Here is a 20,902-nt window from a genome sequence, read left to right as displayed (position 1 = left end):
GCCGGCCTAGCCGCCGAGCAGGTCGTCCACCGTGCCGTCGACCGGGCGGCCCCGGGCGGCGAGCTCCTCGGCCTGGCGGGCCAGCACCGTGCCCACCTCGGTCATGTCCGCGCCGGCCAGGCCGGTGCGCCGCACCGCGTCGCCCGGGTCGCGGAAGTAGGTGCGGCTCAGCAGCCCCTGCACGGTGGCCGCGGCCAGCCGGGCCTCGCCGAGCATGAGCAGCGCCGGGTCCGTCTCGTACCATTCCGCCAGCCGCAGCGCCCGGGCGTGCGCCGCGCTGCCCCGGTACCAGGCCTGGCGGGCCGCGGCGGTGAACTCGGCCGGCCGCGCCCGGGCCAGCCGGGCCAGGTGCTCGTCGCGGAGGGTGCGCAGCCAGCCGGTCGGATCGTGCAGGGCGCGGGTGGTCACGTACCGGTCGGCGGTGAGCGGCCAGAGCGCGGTGATCGCCGTGGCCTGCCGCAGGTAGTCGTCGGCCCCGGCCACCGTGAGGTCGACAAGCACCCCGTCCACCCGGCGGGTGGCCGGCGACGGCCCGCCGCCCGGCCGGTAGGTGGCCACCAGCAGCCCCACCTCGCCGCTGCCGCCGCCGTCGTCGTCGCCGTGCGCGAGCGGGCCGTGCACGGCGACGGCGAGGACGTCCGCCGGGAACCGGCGCAGCGCCGCGTCGCTCACCCGTTCGGCGACCCGCCAGCGGGGATCGTCCAGGTAGCGGTCGGTGTCCAGCTCGGCGCCGCCGGCTTCCACGGTCCACCTCCGTTCCGCGCGCGGCCCGCCCGGCGGCGGCCCGGCACGCGTCGACCGACCACCACCCTAGCCAGCCGCACCGGCCCCGCCGGCACGCCGCGCCCGACGGTCAGGCGGCCCGCTCGCCCACCGGGACCAGCCGGAACACCCGGATCTCCCGGCCGCCGGCCCGCTCCACATAGGTGCGGTAGGCCGGCCACTCCTCGACCAGCCGGGCGAACAGCCGCTCCCGCTCCGCGCCGCTGATCGGCTCGGCGCGCACCGGGACGCGACGCCCCTTGACGGCCACCTCGGCGGCCGGCTGGGCGAGCAGGTTCAGCGACCAGGCGGGCTGGTGCTGCTGCCCCCAGTTCGAGCCGATCACCACGAAGGCGTCGCCGTCCGGGACGTAGAGCAGAGGGTTGCTGCGCGGCTTGCCGGAGCGGCGGCCGGTGGTGGTGAGGACCAGCGAGGGCACCAGCCCGAAGGCGACCACCCGCCCCTTCGTGAGCCGGCCGACCAGCCGGTCGGCGGGGACGAGCAGGCGCATGGTGGCGGCGAACCACCGCTGGTGACCGAGACGACGGGTGAGGGACTGCACGGCGGACACCCGCCCAGTGTGCCGCCCGCATCCGGCCCGCGACACCCCCCGACCGGATCGAGGGCGGTCAGTCCAGCCGGCGCTCGACGGGCAGCCGCGACCGGGTGAGCAGGGCCGCGCCCACCATGGCCACCAGCGGCACCACCACCAGCACGGTCAGCGTCGACCCGGGAACCACGAGCGGGTACGGCGGCTCCACCGGCCAGGACTGGGCGTACCGGCGGTTGAGTGAGATGAGGATGATGGCCGCCGAGCCGAGGCCGGCGAGGATGCCGAGGACCGACCCGAGCACCGCGATCACCCCGGCCTGGCAGAGCGACAGCAGCCGGCGTACCCGGGGATCGGCGCCGACCGCGGCGAGCGTGGACAGGTCCCGGCGGCCCTCGGCGGCGGCGAGGCCGGTGGCCACCGCGGCCGCGCCCAGCGTGATCATGCCGGCGGCGCCGGCCAGCAGGAGCAGCAGGGGGCGCTGGTCGGACGGCGGTCCGGCCGCCGCCACCTGGACCGCCAGCGGGGCGATCCCGCTCAGCTCGGCGGCCAGGGCGTCGCGCTGGCGGTCGGTCGGCGCGTCGGCGGTGTCGACCAGGTAGCCGAGCGGCGCCGGCACGAGGCCGAGCGTGGCGGCCGCCGCCGGGGAGATCACCAGCCGGTCCACCGGGAGGCCGCGGCGCAGCGCGTACCCGGGCAGCGTGCCCCCGGCCGTCAGCTCGCCGGAGCCGTGGCTGACCTCCACCCGCACCCGGCCGTCCACCACCTGCCCCGGGTCGGTGACCACCACCCCGCCCGCCCCCAGCGTCCGGCGGGCCGCCGCCACCTCCTCGGCCGGGGCGCCGGTGAGCGCGGGAAGCACCGTCCCGTCGTCCACGATGGCCGGCAGGTAGAGGTCACTCGGCTCGCGGAACGGCCGGACGCAGCGCGGGTCGGTCCGCGCCGCCGCGGGACCGGCATCCATCGGGTCGTACGGGCAGCGCTGCTCGGGCGGGCGCACTGCCGTGGCGACGCAGTAGTCCTCCGGGTCCGCCGGTCGGGCGCACTCGGGGGCGGCGAGCGGGACCACGGTGGCGCCCGGCAGCACGGCCCGGACCCGCTCGGTCACCTCCGCTGCCGCGGGCAGCGCGCCGGTGGCCGGCCCGTCGGTGCGCTGGAGCAGCACGTGCCCCGGGGGCAGGCCGGGCTGCCAGGCCGCCCGCTGCCGGGCGTCGTCGCTGGCCACGTAGGCGCCGAGTGCCACGCTGCCGGCCACCGCCGCCATCACGGCGGAGATGGCCGGCGCGGCCGACGAGCGGTTGCGGCTCGCGTCCCGCAGCGCCAGCCGGGGTGTCAGCGGCAGCAGCCGGCCGGTCCGGGCCAGCAACCCGATCAGCGTCGGCGTGCAGAAGACCAGCCCCAGCTCGCCCAGGACCACCCCGGCCAGCACCCCGGTCGGCGCGGTCCGGGTGGCGCCGTACGCGGCCAGGGCGGCCCCGGCCACGGTGAGCAGCAGCCCGAGCACCAGCCAGCGGCGCCCCGGCGGCGGCGGCTCCCGCCGGCCGGCCAGCCCGGCCATCACGTCCTGCCGGGCCGCCGTCCACGCCGGGGCGAGCGCGGCCAGCACGCCCGCCAGCACCGCCACCGCGACGATCGCCACCAGCGCCGTCGGGAAGACCCGGTACGCCCCGAGGCGCGCCTGCATCAGGTACTGCTCGACCAGCGGGCGGCCCACGAACGCGGCGCCGATGCCGAGCAGCAGCCCGACGCCCGCCCCGGCCGCCCCGAGCACCACCCCGTCGGCGAGCACGATCCGGCGCAGGTGCGCGGCGTCCCCACCGGCCACCGCGACGAGGGCGAGGTCCCGCCGCCGGCGGCGGACGCCGACCGCGAAGGCCGGGCCGACCAGCAGCACCACCTCCAGCAGGCCGAGCCCGCCGACCAGGACCGTGTTGCCGGTCTCCTCGGCGTCGGGCAGGTCCGGTCCGGTGGCCATCTCCTCCCGGCCCGGCAGCGGGGTCCGGGCGGACACCAGGATCCCGTGGGCGTTCAACCGGTCGGCCAGCGCCGCGTCCAGAGGCCCGGGCAGATCCACCAACCAGTTCTCGTCGATCGTGCCGGGAGGACCGGGCGGGATCTCCGGCCGCAGCGCGACCACCTCCCGCAGGTTGTCCGGGAACTCCACCACCCCGACCACCCGGTAGGTCGTGCCGTCGACGGTCCGCACCGGCTCGTCGAGCCGGGCGCCCAGCCGGCGCAGGGCGGCCGGGCTCACCGCGATCTCGTCCGGCCGGCTGGGCCGCCGGCCCTCGCGGAGGGTGGCCAGCGGCCGGGCGAGCGGGTCGGTCAGGTCGACGGCGCGGGCGTCGAACGACGTGGTCTTCCCGTCGATCCGCACCTCGAACGGCACCCACAGGCGCACCCGGGTGAGCCGGCTGCCGGCGGGCAGCAGCGCGCGCACCTCGTCGGTGGTCACCGGGCGGGTCGGCGGCACCGAATCACCCCCGACCGGCCAGGAGCCCTCGCCCCAGGCGTCCTGGGCGATGGCGTTCAGGTCGATCCAGCGCAGCATCGCGTCGGCCGCGCCGAGTTGCCGGTCCATCCGTTCGGCCCGGGTCAGCTCGGCCATGTCGTAGCTCACCGCGGCGAAGGTCAGCCCGAGCACCGGCAGCGCGATCATCACGAGCACCAGCGCGGTACGCCGGCGCGCCCGGCGGGCCTCCCGCCGGGCGATCCGCAGCGCGGTCCGCCACGACCCGAGCGCGGCGGCGACCCGGCCCCGGTTCACCGACCGCTGCCGCTGAGCAGGTGCTCCACGCCGACGAGCGGTGCCGTCGAGTCCACCAGCACCCCGTCGCGGAGGAACACCACGCGGTCGGCCCAGCCGGCGTGCCGCGCCTCGTGGGTGACCAGCACCCCGGCCGCGCCGGCGTCCACCCGGCGGCGCAGCAGCTGCAGCACGGCCTCGCCGGCCTGCGAGTCGAGCGCGCCGGTGGGCTCGTCGGCGAGGACCAGGCGGCGCTCGCCGACCAGGGCCCGGGCGATCGCCACCCGCTGCTGCTGGCCGCCGGACATCTGGTCGGGGAACCGGTCCGCCAGCCCGGCCACGTCCACCTCGGCGAGCGCGGCCAGGGCCGACCGGCGCGCCGCCCGGACGCCGACGCCGTCCAGTTCGAGGGGGAGCGCCACGTTCTCCACGGCGGTGAGGCTGCCGAGCAGGTTCAGGTCCTGGAAGACGTAGCCGATCCGGCGGCGGCGCAGCCGGGCCAGGTCGCGGGCCGACAGGCCGCCGAGGGACTCGCCCTCGACCACCACGTCCCCGCCGGTCGGCCGGTCCAGCCCGCCGGCGAGCGCGAGCAGGGTGGACTTGCCGGAGCCGGAGGGCCCCATCACCGCCACCAGCTCGCCGGCCGACACGGTGAGGCTCACCCCGCGCAACGCGTGCACGGCCGCCTCGCCGGCGCCGTGGGTCCGGTGCACGCCCCGCAGCTCCAGCACGCCCCTCATGAGCCCACCTCCTGCCGTCACCGGCGGGCCGTCTCGTCGGCCCGGTCCACCGCCTCCGGCTGGCTGGCCGGGCGGCTCGGCGCCGGACGGTGGCGGACCAGGCTGGTCTCGCAGTGGTCGAGCCAGCGCACCTCGGCCTCCGCCTGGAAGATCATCGCGTCCAGCACCAGGCGCCAGGGCAGATCCTCCGGCTTGTCACTGGCGTACTTCAACCGGGTGAACTCCTGCAGGGCCCGCATGGTGGCGCTGCGCTGGGTCTGCACCACCGAGCGGACATCCACGCCGGGGGTGGTGAGGGCCAGGGCCAGCTTGATCGACAGCTCGTCCCGGGGGCGGTCCGCCCGGCTGATCGGGGTGGCGAACCAGAGCGCCAGGTCCGCCCGCCCGGCGTCGGTGATCTCGTACGGCCGCTGCCCGCCGTCGCTCTCCGGCAGGGAGCGGACCAGGCCGTCGCGCTCCAGCCGGGCCAGGGTGGTGTACACCTGCCCGATGTTCAGCGGCCAGGTCGACCCGGTCGACTCCTCGAACGCGGAGCGGAGCTGGTAGCCGTACATCTGGCCGCGCTCCAGCAGGGCGAGCAGGCCGTGGCGGATGGACATGGCGTGGAGTATGCATACCTGGTATGCGGTCCGCAACCGCAGGGTTCCGCCGGGTGACCGGCGCCTCCGCTCAGGCCTGCCGGCCGGGGAACGGCACGGTGACCGGGGTCACCCCGGCGGTACGCCGCCAGCGGGTGGCCCGCAGCGCGCAGTCGGTGAGCGCGGCGAGCGCCCGGTTCCGGTCCGCCCCGGTGGTGTGCGCCAGCGCCGCCCGCCAGTGGCCGGCGGTCCGCTCCTCGACCTCGACGGCCAGCTTGAGCGCGCTCGCCCGGTCGGTCACCGGGTACGGCAGCGCGTAGCCGGCCCGGTCGGCGGGGATCTGACCGCCGCCCGAGCTGAGCTGGAGGACGAGCGCGTCGCGGCGGGACCGGTGTGCCGCCTCGGCGGCGCGGGCGGCGGAGCGGGCCGCCTCGGTCAGGTGCACGCCGATCACCCCGTACGCCCAGATCGCCGCGTACTCGGCGGCGAGCGCGTCGCCGAGGGCCTGGGCCGGGCCGCTGGTCGGGCTCACTTCAACGCCTCCAGGTGGGTCGCCCGGGCCGCCGCTATCGACCCGAGCAGCGCGGCCCGCTCGGCGGGCGCGGCGGCGCACGCCTTCGCGGCGTTGTCCCGCCCCTCCTGCTCGGCCTGCCGGAGCTCGGTCCGGACCGTGTCCGGGTCGGCGGCGGCCTCGGACGGGGTGACGGCGGGGCTGCCGGACGGTGCCGGCCGGCCGATGACCTTGCGCAACTCCTCGGCGTGCGCCCGGTGCGCGTCGGCGATCGCGGTGAACCGCTCGGCCAGCGCCGGGACGGCCGTGGCGGCGGCCCGGTAGCGGGCCTCCAGCGCGGTGGCCTCGGCCGCGAGCGGCTCCAGCGGGTCGGGGGGCCGGGACTCGTCGCCGCGGTCGAAAAGATCACAGCCGGTCAGCGGCACGGCCGCGCCGCCGAGCGCCACCAGCGCCCCGGCGCGCAGCAGCGCCCGCCGGGAATGCCCCGGTGCGTCCTGATCCGATGTCGTTCTGCCGGTCGCCACCGGACAAGTCAACACCATCTCCGCCGCCCTGTGGGCCAGTGGCGTCGGTGCGCCGCCCGGGCCGCCGCCCGGCCCGCGCGTTACGCTCTGCGCAGCCACCGGGCGCGAACGCCCCGGTGGCGTGCCGGCATGGCGGCCCGACCGGTCCGCCCGAGCAGTGACACGACGGACCCCCGGGCCCGCGGCAACAGCAGAGAGGTGCGCCCAATGACGCAGCGTGGCCGTGCCACCCGGCCGACCGGACCCTCGGGGCGCCCCCGCCGGTCCGACGGCCCCCGTGGCGCGGACCGGAGCGGCGCACCCCGCGGCGACCTGAACGCCCGCCGGGCCCGGCTGCGCGAGGTGATCGAGCCGGTGGTCACCGCCGCCGGCTACGACCTGGAGGACCTCTCCGTGTCCCGCGCCGGCCGCCGCCACGTGGTCCGGGTGATCGTGGACGCCGACGGCGGGATCAACCTGGACGCCGTCGCGGACGTCTCGCGGGCGGTCTCGGCGGCGCTGGACGCCGCCGAGGAGGCCGGCGGCGACATCGTGGCCGGCGAGTACCAGCTCGAGGTCAGCTCGCCCGGCGTGGACCGCCCGCTCACCCTGCCCCGGCACTGGCGGCGCAACGCCGGCCGGCTGGTCAAGGTGACGGTCCACGGGGCCGAGGGGGACCGGCAGGTCACCGGCCGGATCGCCGCCGCCGACGACGAGCGCGTGGCGCTGGAGACCGACGCCGGCCGTGCGGAGCACCCGTACGCCGAGCTCGGCCCCGGCCGGGTCCAGGTGGAGTTCACTCGCCTGGACGAGGTGGCCGACGAGGACTTCGGTGACGACACCGACATCGACGACGACGAAGATCTGGAGGACGAGGAGAGGTGAACATCGACCTCGCGGCGCTGCGCGCCCTGGAGCGCGAGCGGGAGATCCCGTTCGACACGATCCTCGCGGCGATCGAGACCGCGCTGCTGACCGCCTACCGGCACACCGACGGCGCCGAGCCGCACGCCCGGGTGGAGATCGACCGCAAGACCGGGGCCGCCTCGGTGTACGCCCAGGAGGTGGACGCCGACGGCAGCGTGGTCCGGGAGTGGGACGACACCCCGCACGACTTCGGCCGGATCGCGGCCATGACCGCCAAGCAGGTGATCCTCCAGCGGCTGCGGGAGGCCACCGACGAGGTGCACTTCGGCGAGTACGTCGGCCGCGACGGGGACCTGGTCACCGGCGTGGTGCAGGCGCACGAGGCGCGGTCCGAGAAGGGCATCGTCAGCGTCGACCTGGGCAAGCTGGAGGGCGTCCTGCCCCAGTCCGAGCAGGTCCCCGGTGAGCGGTACGCGCACGGCGAGCGGATCCGCTGCGTCGTGGTGCACGTCGCCAAGGGCATGCGCGGTCCGCAGATCACCCTGTCCCGGTCGCACCCGGCCCTGGTGAAGAAGCTCTTCGCCCTGGAGGTGCCGGAGATCGCCGACGGCACCGTGGAGATCGGTGCCATCGCGCGTGAGGCAGGTCACCGCACGAAGATCGCGGTGCGCTCGACCGCTCAGGGGGTCAACGCCAAGGGCGCCTGCATCGGCCCGATGGGCCAGCGGGTCCGGGCCGTGATGAGCGAGCTGCACGGCGAGAAGATCGACATCATCGACTGGTCGGACGACCCGGCCACCTTCGTCGGCAACGCGCTCTCCCCGGCCAAGGCGCTGCGGGTGGAGGTGGTCGACCTGGCCAGCCGGACGGCCCGGGTGACCGTGCCGGACTTCCAGCTCTCGCTGGCGATCGGGCGGGAAGGGCAGAACGCCCGGCTCGCGGCCCGGTTGACCGGTTGGCGGATCGACATCCGCTCCGACGCGGAGCAGAGCGGCACGCCCGGACGGGGCGGAGCTGATCACGTTCCCGAGGCGGGCGGCGCGATCTCGAGCAGCTAGGGGTAGACTTCCTCCAGTGGCACGACGCGCGCTGCCGGAGCGCACCTGTGTGGGCTGCCGTAAGCGAGCGCCGGCCAGCGAGTTGCTGCGAATCGTCGCGATCGGTGACGAGGCTGGTCATTACAGCCTCCGGCCTGATCCGGCTCGCAGACTGCCGGGTCGGGGAGCGAACATGCACCCGGATCCGGCCTGCTTCGCGCAGGCGGTGCGGCGCCGCGCCTTCGGGCGGGCACTGCGCATCACCGGGGTCCCCGACCACGGTGCGCTCGCGGAGCACGTTGACGCGCAAACCCCGACGACCGGTCAGCCCGACCGGTCGAGGGTCGCTAGCAAGGTAGGACGACCGACATGAGCACACGATGAAGTCCCTGAAATGACCAGGCTTCAAGTGCACGAGTGAGGTCGCTGCGGGTGCTGCCCGCACGACCTCGGAGTGAGGAGTGCAGTGGCAGGAAAGGCCCGCGTACACGAGCTCGCCAAGGAGCTCGGGGTCGAGAGTAAGACCGTTCTCGCCAAGCTCAAGGAGATGGGCGAGTTCGTCAAGTCCGCGTCCAGCACCGTCGAGGCGCCCGTCGCCCGACGGCTGCGTGGCGCATTCGTCGCTTCCGCCGGTGGTTCCTCGGCGCCGGCCGCCCCCTCGGCGGCCGCCCCGAGCCCGGCGGCGACCCCGACGCCGACCCCGACCCCGGGCGCCCCCCGGGTCTCGGCCAAGCCGATGCCGCCGCGGCGGCCGGCCGCGCCGACCCCTGGACCGAAGCCCAAGGGCCCGGTCCCCGGCCCGCCGCAGCCGGCGACCCCGGTCGCCAAGCCGGCGAGCGCGCACGACATCGAGGTGGCGGCCGCCGAGGCGCGCGCCGCTGCCCTCAAGGCTGAGCAGGAGGCCGCGGTCAAGGCCGCGCAGGCCGCCCGCCAGCAGCAGCGGGAGAACGTCCGCCGCGAGCCCCCGACCGAGGGTGGTCCCCGTCCGGGGCCGCGTCCGGGCCCGAACGCGGCGCCGCCGCGTCCGGGTGCCCCGGCCGCCGGCCGTCCCGGTGGTCCGACCCCGGGCCCGGGTGCCCGGCCGGGCGGTCGTCCGCCGGCGCGCGGCGCCGGCAACAACCCGTTCGGCATCCAGGGTGGCCAGCAGCAGCGGCCCCCGGCCGCCGGTGCCGGCGGTCCGCGGCCGAGCCCGGCGGGCATGCCGCCGCGGCCCAGCCCGGCCTCCATGCCGCCCCGGCCCAGCCCGGCTTCCATGCCGAGCCAGCGGCCGACCACGGGTCGCCCCGGCGGTCCCGGTGGCGGTCGTGGCGGTCCCGGTGGCGGCGCGGGTCGTCCCGGTGGTGGCGGCGGCGGCTTCCGCGGCGGTCCCGGTGGCGGTGGCGGCGGCGGTGGTTACCGCGGCGGTCCCGGTGGCGGTGGCGGCGGCGGTGGTTACCGCGGCGGTCCCGGTGGCGGCGGTGGCGCTCCCGGTGGCGGTTTCCGCCCGGGTGCCCCGGCCGGCGGCGGTGGCCGTCCGGGTGGTGGCGGTCGTGGCCGTGGCGGTGGCGCCGCGGGTGCCTTCGGGCGTCCCGGTGGCCGGCCGACCCGTGGCCGCAAGTCGAAGAAGCAGCGCAGACAGGAGTTCGACAACCTGTCGGCCCCGACCATGTCCTCGGGTGCTCCCCGGGGTCAGGGTCAGGTCGTCCGGTTGTCCCGTGGCGCCTCGCTGTCGGACTTCGCCGACAAGATCAACGCCAACCCGGGTTCGCTGGTCCAGGAGATGTTCAACCTGGGCGAGATGGTGACCGCGACCCAGTCCTGCTCCGACGACACCCTGCTGCTGCTGGGTGAGCACCTCGGCTTCGACGTGCAGATCGTCAGCCCCGAGGACGAGGACCGTGAACTGCTCGCGCAGTTCAACATCGACCTCGACGCCGAGGTGGCGGCCGAGCGGCTGGTCAGCCGTGCGCCGGTCGTGACCGTCATGGGTCACGTCGACCACGGTAAGACCAAGCTGCTCGACGCGATCCGCAAGGCGAACGTCGTGGCCGGCGAGGCGGGTGGCATCACCCAGCACATCGGCGCCTACCAGGTCCACGTCCCGCACGAGGGCGAGGACCGCGCGGTGACCTTCATCGACACCCCGGGTCACGAGGCGTTCACCGCCATGCGTGCCCGTGGTGCCCAGGTGACGGACATCGTGATCCTGGTGGTGGCGGCCGACGACGGCGTCATGCCGCAGACCATCGAGGCGCTCAACCACGCCAAGGCTGCGGACGTGCCGATCGTGGTCGCGGTCAACAAGGTCGACAAGCCCGAGGCGAACCCGGACAAGGTCCGCCAGCAGCTGACCGAGTACGGCCTGGTCGCCGAGGAGTACGGCGGCGAGACCATGTTCGTCAACGTGGCGGCCAAGCCCGGCATCGGCATCGAGGAGCTTCTCGAGGCCGTGCTGCTGACCGCCGACGCGTCGCTGGAGCTGACCGCTCCGATCGACGGGCCGGCGCAGGGTGTCGCCATCGAGGCGCACCTGGACAAGGGCCGTGGCGCGGTGGCGACCGTGCTGGTGCAGAAGGGCACCCTCCGGGCCGGCGACTCGATCGTCGCCGGTGGGGCGCACGGCCGGGTCCGGGCCATGCTGGACGAGAACGGCAAGCCGGTCGACGAGGCCGGGCCGGCGCGTCCGGTCATGGTGCTGGGTCTGACCACGGTGCCGGGTGCGGGTGACACCTTCCTGGCCGCCGAGGACGACCGGACCGTGCGGCAGATCGCCGAGCAGCGGCAGGCACGGCGGCGGGCGGCGTCCTTCGCCAACTCCCGCGGCCGGGCGACTCTCGAGACGCTCATGGAGCAGCTCAAGGAGGGCGAGAAGACCTCGCTCAACCTGGTGCTCAAGGGCGACGTCTCCGGTTCCGTGGAGGCCCTCGAGGACGCGCTGTTCAACCTCGACATCCCGGAGGAGGTCCAGCTTCGGATCATCCACCGGGGCGTGGGTGCGATCACCGAGAGCGACGTCATGCTCGCGAGCGCCTCGTCCGAGGCGGTCACGATCATCGGCTTCAACGTGCGGGCCGCCAACAAGGTCCGCGAGATCGCCGACCGCGAGGGCGTGGAGATCCGGTACTACACGGTCATCTACCAGGCCATCGAGGAGATCGACGCCGCGCTCAAGGGTCTGCTCAAGCCGGAGTACGAGGAGGTCGAGCTGGGCACCGCGGAGATCCGCGACGTCTTCCGCTCGTCCAAGATCGGCAACATCTCCGGCTGTATCGTCCGGTCCGGCCTCATCCGCCGCAACGCCAAGGCGCGGCTGCTGCGGGACGGGGCGGTCGTGGCGGACAACCTCACGATCAGCTCCCTCAAGCGGTTCAAGGACGACGCGACCGAGGTCCGCGAAGGCTTCGAGTGTGGTCTGACGCTGGGCGGTTTCAACAACGTCCAGGTCGGCGACATCATCGAGACCTTCGAGATGCGGGAGAAGCCGCGCGCCTGAGCGGTGTGAACGACGGCGACGGCCGGGGCCCTGCGGGTCCCGGCCGTCGCCGTTTCCGCAGGCTGCGACAATCTCGGGCGTGCCCAGGTACGCGCTGCTCCTCGCCCCCTCCGCCAACCGCGTCTACGCCGACGCCGCCGGCCGGCTGGCCCGCGCGGAGCTGGCCGTGTTCGCCGGGTCGGGGGTGCTCGACGCGGCGCCGGCCGACGCCGCCGTGGAGCGGATCGGCGGGGTGGAGTACCTGACCTTCTCGGCCCCGGCGCCCGGCCTCGGCACCCGCGACCTGGCCCACCTGGCGAACCTGTCGGCGGCGTACGCGCTGTTCGAGCGGGTGGGCGACGACCTCCTACGGCCGGTGCCGCTGCACCCCCTGGCCCGGTACGACTCCGACCTGGTCACCATCCCCAAGTACGTCGGCAAGACCAACGAGCAGTTCACCCGGCTGCTGCTCAACGTCACCCTGCTCGCGTCGGCGTCGGCGCCCCGGATGCTGGACGGGCCGGTCGTGGTGCTCGACCCGCTCTGCGGGCGGGGCACCACGCTCAACCAGGCGCTCATGTACGGCTACGACGGCATCGGCGTGGAACACGACGGCAAGGACGTGGACGCCTACGCGGCGTTCCTGCGTACCTGGCTGCGCCGCAAGCGCCTCAAGCACACGACCGAGACGGTGCCGGTGCGGCGGGACCGCCGGCTCGTGGGCCGGCGCTTCGAGGCGGTCGTCGCGCCGTCCCGGGACGCGCACCGGGCCGGGGCGACCCAGCGGGTCACCGTGCTGCACGCCGACACCACCCGGGCCCGCGAGGTGCTCCGCCCCCACTGCGCCGACGTGATCGTCACCGACGCCCCGTACGGGGTGGCGCACGGCAGCCGCACCGGGACCGGCCTGTCCCGCAGCCCGCTGGACCTGCTCACGGCCGCCGTGCCGGTCTGGCGGGAGCTGCTGCGCCCGGGCGGGGCCCTGGGGCTGTCCTGGAACACGCTCGTGGCCCCGCGGGCCGCGGCCGAGTCCGTGCTGGCCGACGCCGGCCTGCGGGTGGTGGACGGGCCCGGCTGGCGGGACCTCGCGCACCGGGTCGACCAGGCGATCGAGCGGGACGTGCTGGTGGCGGTGGCCGCGGCGACCACTCCCGCGCGGCTCGTCTGACGGCGCGCGGTGACCGGGAGCCGTCGCCGGAGAGCGGGTGACCGGAGGAGTGCTCTGCCGTACCGTTGCTCGCCGTGTATACCGGAACCGCGCAATTCGACCTGTTGCTGCCGGGGGACTCCCGGTCCCTGAAGGCCAAGCGGTCGTACGTCCGGCCGATCGTCGCGGCGCTGCGCCGGCTCGAGGTGTCCGCCGCCGAGGTGGGGGCGCTCGACCTGCACGGCCGTACCCAGATCGGGGTGGCCGTGGTGGCCGCCGAGCCGCCGCACGTCCGTGAGGTGCTCGACTCCTGCGAGCGGCTGGTGGCCGCCCGGCCGGAGGTCGAGCTGCTGTCGGTCCACCGCCGCCTGCACGGCGAGGAGGACTGACCCTGCCGGTCGCCGGCCGGCGACGGCCCCGCGCGGGGGCGGCGATCGCGCGGGTAATGTTCGGGATGTTGAGCGGTCGGACCGGCGGCGCCGCGCCGTCGTCCCCGGCCGACGGCTCCAGGTCGCGGCAGCGCCGTCAGGCGCGCCGAGCGGGAGCCGTCGTAGGAAGCAGGAAGCCCTGGAGGTGGGGGACATGACGGATCCGGCCAAGGTTCGCCGGCACGCGGAGCGCGTCCGTGAACTGGTCGCTTCGGTGGTGCGGAGCCAGATCAAGGACCCCCGGCTCGGCATGATCACCATCACCGACGCCCGGATCACCGCCGATCTGCGCGACGCCACGGTCTTCTACACGGTGCTCGGCGACGCGGCGGCCCAGGCCAGCACCGCCGCCGCGCTGGAGAGCGCCAAGGGCCTGCTGCGCAGCACCGTGGGCAAGGCGCTCGGGCTGCGCCACTCGCCGACCCTGACCTTCGTCCTCGACGACGTGCAGGACCAGGTCAAGCACATCGACGACCTGCTCGCGGCGGCCCGCAACGCCGACGCCGAGGTGCAGCGCCTGGCCGCCAAGGCCGAGTATGCGGGCGAGGCCCAGCCGTACCGGGTCGAGGACGAGGACGAGGACGCCGACACCGGGGACGCCGAGGTCGAGGAGACCGGGGACGAGGAGCCGCGCGGCGGCGACCGCCGGTGACCGGTCCCGCCGAGGGCGGCCCGCCGGCCGGCCCGACCGACACCGACTGGGCGGCCGCCGTCGCGGCGGTACGCGGGCTCCCCGCCACCGCGCGGGTGCTGCTCATCTGCCACGTCAACCCGGACGGCGACGCGCTGGGCAGCATGCTCGGGTTCGGGCTGGGCCTGCGCCGGCTCGGCGTGCGGCAGCTCCAGGCGACCTTCCCCGGGCCGCCGGAGGTGCCGGAGCCGTTCCGCTGGCTGCCCGGGTCCGAGCTGCTGGTCGCGCAGGACGACGCGTACCCGGATCCGGACCTGGTGATCTGCTTCGACGCGGCAAGCGAGTCGCGCCTGGGCGACCTGGTCGGCCGGCTGGACAAGGCGGGCGCGGCGCTGGTGCTGGACCACCACGCCTCGAACACCGGGTTCGGCACCATCCAGCTGGTGGACCCGCACGCGGCGGCCACCTCGGTGGTGGCGTTGGGGCTGCTGGACCGGCTCGAGGTGGCGCTGGACGCGGAGATCGCGGCCGGCCTCTACGTGGCGCTGAGCACCGACACCGGCTCGTTCCGCTTCGAGGCCACCACGCCGGCCGTGCACGAGATGGCGGCCCGGCTGCTGGCCACCGGGATCCGGCCGGGGGAGATCTCCCGGCAGGTCTTCGACACCCGGCCGTTCGGGGCCGTCCGCCTCTTCGGCGAGGTGATGGGCCGGGCCCGGCTGGAGCCGGCGGCCGCCGCCGGGCGCGGGCTGGTCTGGACCTACGCCACCCGCGAGGACCTGGCCCGGCACGACCAGCCGGCGTACGTGCTGGAGGCCCTGATCGACTCGGTGCGCTGCACCGCCGAGGCGGACGTGAGCTGCGTGGTCAAGCAGTCCGGCGACGCCGAGTGGGCGGTCTCCCTGCGCAGCAAGGGTGCGGTGGACGTGAGCCGGGTCGCGATGGCGCTCGGGGGCGGCGGGCACCGGTTCGCCGCCGGATTCACCGGGCGGGGCGCGGTCGACGAGGTGGTCGAGCGCATCCGGGTGGAGCTGCCCGGCGCGCTGCTGGCCGCCTGACCCACCCCGACGGCGGGAGCCGGGGGACGGACTCCCACGCCTGCCGGTCTTTCCGCGTTCCGTGACGCTGGGGACAATCGGGTGATGGATCACCCCCGTGAGCTCACCGTCGAGGCGCCCCGGGCCTGGGACCGCCCGGTCGTCTCCGTGCCGGTGCTGGTCTGCCTCTCCCTGGTCGGCGGGCAGTTGCCGTCCTTCTCCGCCGCGGCCAACCTCTACACCCTGGGCACCGGTGGGGCGTTGATCTGGGTCGGCCTGAGCAACCGGGTTCCGCCCCGACGGCCGGCGCCGCGGCGGCTGCCGGCCGGCGCGCTCTGGTGGCTGCTGCCGGTCACCGTCTTCGGCGTCCTGGAGGGCACGACCTTCGTGCTGTCGGTGGGGGACGAGTTCCCCACGTTCTCCCGGCTGGCCGACCCGATGCTGGAGGACCATCTGGTCCGCTCGGCGGCCTGGTTCGCCTGGCTGACCGCGTTCTGGGGCCTGGTCCGCCGATGATGCGCACCGTGGCGATCGGCGGATTCCTGGCCGCGCTGCTGCTCTTCGCGGCCGTCGAGTGGGCCGCCCGGCGGGAGGGCTCGCGCATCCCGTCCCTGGCCGACGTCTGCGCCTTCGTGATGCGCTACGAGGTCGGGCCGGTGCCGGTCGGGCGGATCGGCCTGTTCGGGTTCTGGTGGTGGCTGGGCTGGCACTTCCTGGCCCGCTGACGCGCGCCGCCGGTCCGCATTCTCTGCTGTCCGCATTGCGGGAACAGTGGGCAACATGTGGAAAGTGAACGTTAATTTGGGTGAGGGCCGGTGCTTCGGCGCAGGTCACGGGGCGGTGGTGCCACACCCGGTGCCGCCTCCCTCCAGGGTCAGACCGACCCGGGCACACGCTGCCAGCGAGCCGCTCCGGTGATCCCGGACCGCACCGCCGGCGCTCAGCAGGCCGACGACTCCACGTCGCGGCGCGGCGGAGGTCGCGCCGGGTGGGACCGTCGGCGCCCATGAGGGCCGCCGTGCTCGGCGGTCCGCACCCGGGAAGGGAACTCCCATGGCGACCAAGCGCAAGCCGCAGACCGAGAACACGACCGACGAGGCGCGCGAGCAGATGCGCCGCGCACTGCAGACCTCGATGGACACCCGTCAGTGACGGTGGCCGCCCGGCGGTGACGCCGTAGCCACGACGTCACCGCCGCTCCGGTCGCCCCTGCGCCCCGCACGGCGCTACCGTCACGCGGTGCGCCGGATCCTGATCGTCGGCAGCGCGGGCGCCGGCACGAGCACGCTCGCCCGGGAGGTCGCCCGCCGGCTCGACCTGCCGCTGATCCACCTCGACCGGCATTACTGTCGCCCCGGCTGGGTGCCCGCAGGGGAGGCCGACTTCCGCGCCGACGCCGCCGCACTCGCCGCCGCCCGGCCCGGGCGATGGACGGCAACTACGCCGCCACGCCCTCAATCTCGGCCTGCCCCGCCGCCGATCTCCTGGTGCTCTGCGACCCACCCGGCTGCGCTGCCTCGTCCGGGTGCTGCACCGCCACTGGCCACACCGCGCCCCACCCCACCGGGTTGATCATGAGGTTGGCGGCAGTTTCGGAGATCGACACCGCCCCTAACTTCATGATCGTCGCGGGGGAGTCGGCCGGTAAGTAGTGGGCAGGGTTGCGGGCCTTACGGGGGGCGTGCCAGGATCGGCGGCGATGAGTCAGACAGTCGCGCCCGCCGTCCCGTCCGCCACGGCCCGGCGGATCGCCGCGCTCGCCCTGCCGGCCCTCGTGGTCCTCGCGGCCGAGCCGCTCTACGTGCTGGTCGACACGGCCGTGGTCGGGCACCTGGGCCGCGTTCCCCTCGCCGCGCTCGCCATCGGCGGCACCGTGCTGACGCTGACCGCCTGGCTGGGCACCGTCGTGGCGTACGGGACCACGGGGCGGTCGGCCCGGCGGTTCGGCGCGGGCGACCGGGCCGCCGCGGTGGCCGAGGGCGTGCAGGCGTCCTGGCTCGCCCTGGGCGTCGGGGTGCTGGTGGCGCTCGCCATGCAGGTCGGCGGCGGGTGGTTGGCGCGTACCCTCGCCGGTGGCCCCGGCGACGTGGCCGACGCCGCCGCGACCTGGCTGCGGATCGCGGCCCTCGGCGCGCCCGGCCTGCTGCTGGCGGCGGCCGGCAACGGTTGGCTGCGCGGCATCCAGGACACCCGCCGCCCGCTGCTCTTCGTGCTCGGCCCCAACCTGCTCTCCGCGCTGCTCTGCCCGCTGCTGGTCTACCCGGCCGGGCTCGGCCTGGCCGGTTCGGCCGTGGCGAACGCGGTGGCGCAGACCATCTCCGGCAGCCTGTTCGCGGCGGCCCTGGTCCGCGAGCGGCTCCCGCTGCGCCCCCGGCCCCGGCTGATCGGCCAGCAGCTGGCGCTCAGCCGGGACCTGCTCATCCGGGGGGTCGCCTTCCAGGCCAGCTTCCTGTCCGCGACCGCCGTGGCCGCCCGGTTCGGGGCTGCCGCGGTCGGCGCGCACCAGATCGCCGTGCAGCTCTGGTTCTTCACCGCCCTGGTGCTGGACGCCCTGGCGATCGCCGCGCAGTCCCTGATCGGCGCGGCGCTCGGCGCCGGCGACGCTGTGGCGGCCCGCGCCCTCGCCCGGCGGATCGCCCTGCTCGGCGGGCTCTGCGGCGTGGCGTTCGCGGTGCTCATCGCCGCCGGCGCCGGCCTGGTGCCGTCGTGGTTCAGCTCCGATCCGCAGGTACGCGAGCAGGCCATGGTGGCCTGGCCCTGGTTCGTGGCGCTCCAGCCGATCGGCGGCGTGGTGTTCGCGCTCGACGGCGTGCTGATCGGCGCGGGGGATGTGCGCTACCTGCGCAACCTGACCATCGTGGCGGCGCTGGGCGGCTTCCTGCCGGCCATCTGGCTGGCCTACGGGCTCGACCTCGGGCTGGGCGGCATCTGGGCGGGGCTGACCCTGTTCGTGGTGCTCCGGCTGGTCGCCCTGCTGCTGCGGCTGCGCTCCGGCGGCTGGGCGGTGGTCGGCGCGGTCCGCTGACCGCTCTCCGGATCATCGCGGCCCCGCGATGGCGGTCCCGGGTCGACCGGCTCAGCAGGTGTCCGGGAGGTCCAGCGTCGCGGCGGGGTCGAAGACCGCGTCCGGGTCCGGACCGTCCGGGCCGCCGAAGCCGCGCGTGCCCGGGCCGAGCAGTCCCCTGTCGAAGGCCGCGCAGTCGACGTTGGCGGTGTACGAGTTCGCGTCCTCGACCCACAGTCCCTCCGAGCCGCGCTTGACGTCGTCGGGATGCGGCATGCTCCAGACCACGGTGTCGTGCACGACGACCAGCCCGTCGCCCGGTGCGGTGCCGCTGGTCTGGAAGGCGTACGCCCAGACGAAGTTGGTGGTCACCGCCAGGATCCGGACGCCGTCGGCGTCCGTGGTGGCCCGGTAGCTGATCCGGCCCTTCACCCGGGGCCGGTCGGCGGTGAGCCGAGCGCCGGGTGCCAGCCGGGTGGCGTACGCGGCGAAGGCGTCGGACGCGAAGCTCTTGCGCAGGCCGGCGCGGGCGTCGGGGGCGAACTGCCGGATCAGCGGCTCCGGATCGTCCGTGGTCATGAACCGGCGGTCCAGTCGCGCCGTCACCAGGACCGGCCGGACCTTCGCCAGCGCGGCCGCCACCTGCTTCTCGCTGAACGGTCCGGTCCGCTTCGCCGCCGGCAGCACGATCCCCGCCTGTCCCTGCGCGAACCCGGCGGCCGGGGTGCCGTCGAACGGGCCGGACGCCCGCGGTGGCGCGGCGGACGTGGCGACCGGCGCCGCGGACGTGGCGGCCGGCGGGCCGAACGTCGGGAACACCACCGGCCGCCCGCGCGCGGACGGCATCGACACCAGGATGGCGCCGCCCACCACCCCGACGAAGGCGAGCACGAGCAGCGCCGTCACGCCGGTCAGCAGCGAGCCGGGGTGCCGCCTGCGCCAGCCCCGCAGCCCGCCGTCGCGGCCTGGATCACCCGCGACGGGCGGCGACCAGCGCTGCCACTCCGGCCCCGCCGGCGGTCCGGGCCGGTGGCCCGGCGGCGCGGCGGGCTGGCGCGGTGGTGCGGCGGGCTGGCGCGGTGGTGCGGAGTCCGGCCGATCGTCGGTCATCGCGGCCCCCGGTCAGGAGTGGGCGAGATGTCACCGAGTGTCCCACCTTGTCGCCCGATGCGGTAGCCCTCGGCTCCCTCAGGCCACCTCCGCAGCGGTGAACGGTCCGGTAGCGGTGGCCCGGGACAGCGTGAGCGCCTCCTCGCCGACCGCGAAGTCGCCGCTGCGCTCCGTGCGAAGAGGTCCCGCGGTTCGCCGACCCGGCTCAGTGGCACCGGAGACGGCGTGGGAGAGGCCGTCGGCTGTGCGGTGCCGGCCCGGACCCGGTCGACCCACGTGACCGAGCGTGGCCGTGGCGCCGAGGAGTGCCAGCGCCAGCAGCACGACGTAGGCGACGTGGCGCTTGCCGCGCTCCCGGGACCACACGAGCCGGATGCGCTCCCCGCGGGTCAGATCTCGTGGTGCGTGATCTTGTTGAACAGGTAGAGCGTGCCGACCACCAGGGCGGTGGCCACCACGCCCACCACCACGAAGGACACGATCGCGGACAGTGCGGGGTGCCGCTCGCTGAACCGGGTGCGGTCCCGCCATGCCCAGAGCCGGCGGCGTGCCGCCGCCAGCGGAGGCGCGCCGTCGACGAAGTCCGAGAGGCGGCGGCCGAGGGTGCGCCGCGGCGGCTCCGGGTTCCGCATCCACTCGGGCAGGTCGACCCGTGGGCGGTGCTCGTGCGACGGCGGGGTGGTGCTCATGCGAGGGCTCCTTGCAGGTGGGGGTGACGAGGGCGGCGGCAGTCTGCCGGAACGGGGTCGGCGCCGCGACCCCGTGCCCGGGGTTCGAGTCAGCAGGTGTCCGGGACGTCGAGGGTGCGGTCCGGGTCGAAGACGGCGTCCGGGTCCGGGTCCTCCGGGCCGCCGAAGGTGGGGCTGCCCACGTCGAGCAGTCCCTTGTCGAACGCGGCGCAGTCGATGTTGGAGCCGTACGAGTCGGACTTCTCGATCCAGAGCCCGTTGGAGCCGCTCCGCACGTCGCCGGGGTGCGGCACGCTCCAGACCACCGTGTCGTGCACCACGACCACCCCGTCGCCGGGCAGCCCACCGCTGGTCCGGAAGGCGTACGCCCACACGAAGTTGCTGGTGATCTCCAGGATGCGGATGCCCTGGGCGTCCTTCGTGGCCCGGTAGCTGATCCGCCCCTTCACCCGCGGCTGGTCCGTGGTGATCCGCGCGCCGGGCGCCAGCCGGGTGGCGTAGGTGGCGAAGGCGTCGGAGGTGAAGTCCTCGCGCAGGTCGGCCCGCGCGTCCGGGGCGAACTGCCGCAGCAGCCGGTCCGGATCCTTCGAGGTGATGAACCTCCGGTCCAGCCGGCTGGTGACCAGTGCCTTGCGGACCTTGGTCAGCGCGGCGGCCACCTGCTTCTCCGTGAACGGCCCGGTCCGCTTCGCGGCGGGCAGGGCGATCCCGGCCGCCCCCTCCGGGAAGTGGGCGGCCGGGGTGCCGTCGAAGGCGCCGGCCGCCGGGGGCGGTGACGCGGACGAGAGGACCTGCTCGCCGACCGGCTGGCTGATCGTCGGGTACGCCGTCGGCGTCGCCGCCCAGCGCTGGACGCCCAGGTAGCCGCCCGTGACGACCAGCCCGAAGAAGGCGAGCACCAGCAGGGCCGCCACGCCGCCGATCAGCCTGCCCGAGTGGTGGCTCAGCCGGATGCGCCACCGGCCGGAGCGGTCCGGCTCGGCCGCCACGGCCGGCTGGCGGAGCCAGTCGGGAACCGTCCCCAGCCCGTCGGCGGGCGGGTACGCCTGGTCGGGGCGGCGGGGTTCGGGGGTCGGGGGGTGGTAGGTCATCTCGGTTCCCGGCGGTTCAT

22 protein-coding genes are annotated in these 20,902 nt (G+C 75.6%); 11 read left to right on the top strand and 11 right to left on the bottom strand.

From position 1 onward, the window contains the following. Positions 1 to 6: 6 nt before the first annotated feature. The 7 genes from RMN56_RS04120 to RMN56_RS04090 form a co-directional block, all read right to left on the bottom strand. Complete coding sequence (locus RMN56_RS04120) at positions 7 to 744, bottom strand: nucleotidyltransferase domain-containing protein (protein WP_313722511.1); 738 nt, start codon at positions 742 to 744, stop codon at positions 7 to 9. 109 nt (positions 745 to 853) lie between these two features. Then, a complete protein-coding gene (locus RMN56_RS04115; RefSeq protein WP_313722510.1) occupies positions 854 to 1,333 on the bottom strand; it encodes a nitroreductase family deazaflavin-dependent oxidoreductase in 480 nt (159 codons plus the stop codon). Between the two features lie 58 nt (positions 1,334 to 1,391). Further along, entirely contained in the window at positions 1,392 to 4,079 is a 2,688-nt protein-coding gene (locus tag RMN56_RS04110; RefSeq protein WP_313722509.1) for an FtsX-like permease family protein, read from the bottom strand. Further along, positions 4,076 to 4,798 carry an ABC transporter ATP-binding protein gene (locus RMN56_RS04105; protein ID WP_313722508.1) on the bottom strand — a complete coding sequence of 241 codons (723 nt, stop codon included), beginning with the start codon at positions 4,796 to 4,798 and terminating at the stop codon, positions 4,076 to 4,078. Before RMN56_RS04105 ends, RMN56_RS04110 begins: the two co-directional genes overlap by 4 nt. A gap of 17 nt (positions 4,799 to 4,815) precedes the next feature. After that, positions 4,816 to 5,397 carry a PadR family transcriptional regulator gene (locus RMN56_RS04100; RefSeq protein ID WP_313722507.1) on the bottom strand — a complete coding sequence of 194 codons (582 nt, stop codon included), beginning with the start codon at positions 5,395 to 5,397 and terminating at the stop codon, positions 4,816 to 4,818. Between the two features lie 70 nt (positions 5,398 to 5,467). After that, positions 5,468 to 5,908, bottom strand: coding sequence for a ferritin-like domain-containing protein (locus tag RMN56_RS04095; protein ID WP_313722506.1), 441 nt, complete (start codon positions 5,906 to 5,908; stop codon positions 5,468 to 5,470). Next, positions 5,905 to 6,354 (bottom strand): hypothetical protein, encoded by a 450-nt coding sequence (locus RMN56_RS04090; RefSeq protein ID WP_313724643.1) that lies wholly within the window; start codon positions 6,352 to 6,354, stop codon positions 5,905 to 5,907. The genes RMN56_RS04095 and RMN56_RS04090 overlap by 4 nt, the downstream gene beginning before the upstream one ends. 264 nt (positions 6,355 to 6,618) lie before the next feature. On the opposite strand from RMN56_RS04090, the gene rimP reads away from it, so the two are divergent. The 11 genes from rimP to RMN56_RS04035 all read left to right on the top strand — a co-directional run bounded on the left by rimP (position 6,619) and on the right by RMN56_RS04035 (position 18,013). Next, complete coding sequence (rimP, locus tag RMN56_RS04085) at positions 6,619 to 7,275, top strand: ribosome maturation factor RimP (RefSeq protein ID WP_313722505.1); 657 nt, start codon at positions 6,619 to 6,621, stop codon at positions 7,273 to 7,275. Next, a complete protein-coding gene (gene nusA, locus RMN56_RS04080; protein WP_313722504.1) occupies positions 7,272 to 8,315 on the top strand; it encodes a transcription termination factor NusA in 1,044 nt (347 codons plus the stop codon). The genes rimP and nusA overlap by 4 nt, the downstream gene beginning before the upstream one ends. A 16-nt stretch (positions 8,316 to 8,331) precedes the next feature. Beyond that, on the top strand, positions 8,332 to 8,667 hold the full coding sequence (locus RMN56_RS04075) for a YlxR family protein (RefSeq protein WP_091268548.1): 336 nt from the start codon (positions 8,332 to 8,334) through the stop codon (positions 8,665 to 8,667). Positions 8,668 to 8,760: 93 nt separating this feature from the next. Beyond that, positions 8,761 to 11,766 carry a translation initiation factor IF-2 gene (gene infB, locus RMN56_RS04070; RefSeq protein ID WP_313722503.1) on the top strand — a complete coding sequence of 1,002 codons (3,006 nt, stop codon included), beginning with the start codon at positions 8,761 to 8,763 and terminating at the stop codon, positions 11,764 to 11,766. A gap of 79 nt (positions 11,767 to 11,845) precedes the next feature. Then, positions 11,846 to 12,913, top strand: a complete 1,068-nt coding sequence (locus RMN56_RS04065; RefSeq protein WP_313722502.1) for a TRM11 family SAM-dependent methyltransferase — start codon at positions 11,846 to 11,848, stop codon at positions 12,911 to 12,913. 74 nt (positions 12,914 to 12,987) lie between these two features. Further along, positions 12,988 to 13,281, top strand: a complete 294-nt coding sequence (locus tag RMN56_RS04060; RefSeq protein WP_313722501.1) for a DUF503 domain-containing protein — start codon at positions 12,988 to 12,990, stop codon at positions 13,279 to 13,281. A 193-nt stretch (positions 13,282 to 13,474) separates the two neighbouring features. Further along, positions 13,475 to 13,972, top strand: a complete 498-nt coding sequence (gene rbfA / locus RMN56_RS04055) for a 30S ribosome-binding factor RbfA (RefSeq protein ID WP_313722500.1) — start codon at positions 13,475 to 13,477, stop codon at positions 13,970 to 13,972. Next, positions 13,969 to 15,009 (top strand): DHH family phosphoesterase, encoded by a 1,041-nt coding sequence (locus tag RMN56_RS04050; RefSeq protein WP_313722499.1) that lies wholly within the window; start codon positions 13,969 to 13,971, stop codon positions 15,007 to 15,009. Before rbfA ends, RMN56_RS04050 begins: the two co-directional genes overlap by 4 nt. Before the next feature lie 84 nt (positions 15,010 to 15,093). Further along, a complete protein-coding gene (locus RMN56_RS04045; protein WP_313722498.1) occupies positions 15,094 to 15,504 on the top strand; it encodes a hypothetical protein in 411 nt (136 codons plus the stop codon). Then, positions 15,504 to 15,713: a DUF6186 family protein gene (locus RMN56_RS04040; protein ID WP_262287322.1), complete on the top strand. Its 210-nt coding sequence runs from the start codon at positions 15,504 to 15,506 to the stop codon at positions 15,711 to 15,713. The genes RMN56_RS04045 and RMN56_RS04040 overlap by 1 nt, the downstream gene beginning before the upstream one ends. Positions 15,714 to 16,687: 974 nt before the next feature. Further along, positions 16,688 to 18,013: an MATE family efflux transporter gene (locus tag RMN56_RS04035; protein ID WP_313722497.1), complete on the top strand. Its 1,326-nt coding sequence runs from the start codon at positions 16,688 to 16,690 to the stop codon at positions 18,011 to 18,013. 51 nt (positions 18,014 to 18,064) lie between these two features. On the opposite strand, the gene RMN56_RS04030 is transcribed toward RMN56_RS04035, so the two are convergent. The 4 genes from RMN56_RS04030 to RMN56_RS04015 form a co-directional block, all read right to left on the bottom strand. Then, a complete protein-coding gene (locus RMN56_RS04030) occupies positions 18,065 to 19,102 on the bottom strand; it encodes a hypothetical protein (RefSeq protein WP_313722496.1) in 1,038 nt (345 codons plus the stop codon). 78 nt (positions 19,103 to 19,180) lie between these two features. Then, the gene (locus RMN56_RS04025; protein ID WP_313722495.1) at positions 19,181 to 19,468 is read right to left on the bottom strand and encodes a hypothetical protein; all 288 of its coding nucleotides are present in this window, start codon (positions 19,466 to 19,468) and stop codon (positions 19,181 to 19,183) included. A 23-nt stretch (positions 19,469 to 19,491) separates the two neighbouring features. After that, positions 19,492 to 19,791, bottom strand: a complete 300-nt coding sequence (locus RMN56_RS04020) for a hypothetical protein (protein WP_313722494.1) — start codon at positions 19,789 to 19,791, stop codon at positions 19,492 to 19,494. Positions 19,792 to 19,880: 89 nt separating this feature from the next. Next, positions 19,881 to 20,882 carry a hypothetical protein gene (locus RMN56_RS04015; RefSeq protein WP_313722493.1) on the bottom strand — a complete coding sequence of 334 codons (1,002 nt, stop codon included), beginning with the start codon at positions 20,880 to 20,882 and terminating at the stop codon, positions 19,881 to 19,883. Positions 20,883 to 20,902 lie beyond the last annotated feature (20 nt).

The organism is Micromonospora halotolerans, assembly GCF_032108445.1.
GTDB classification, from domain to species: domain Bacteria; phylum Actinomycetota; class Actinomycetes; order Mycobacteriales; family Micromonosporaceae; genus Micromonospora; species Micromonospora halotolerans.
Note: the sequence above shows the minus strand (reverse complement) of the source record. Positions and strands in the feature narration are given on the sequence as shown.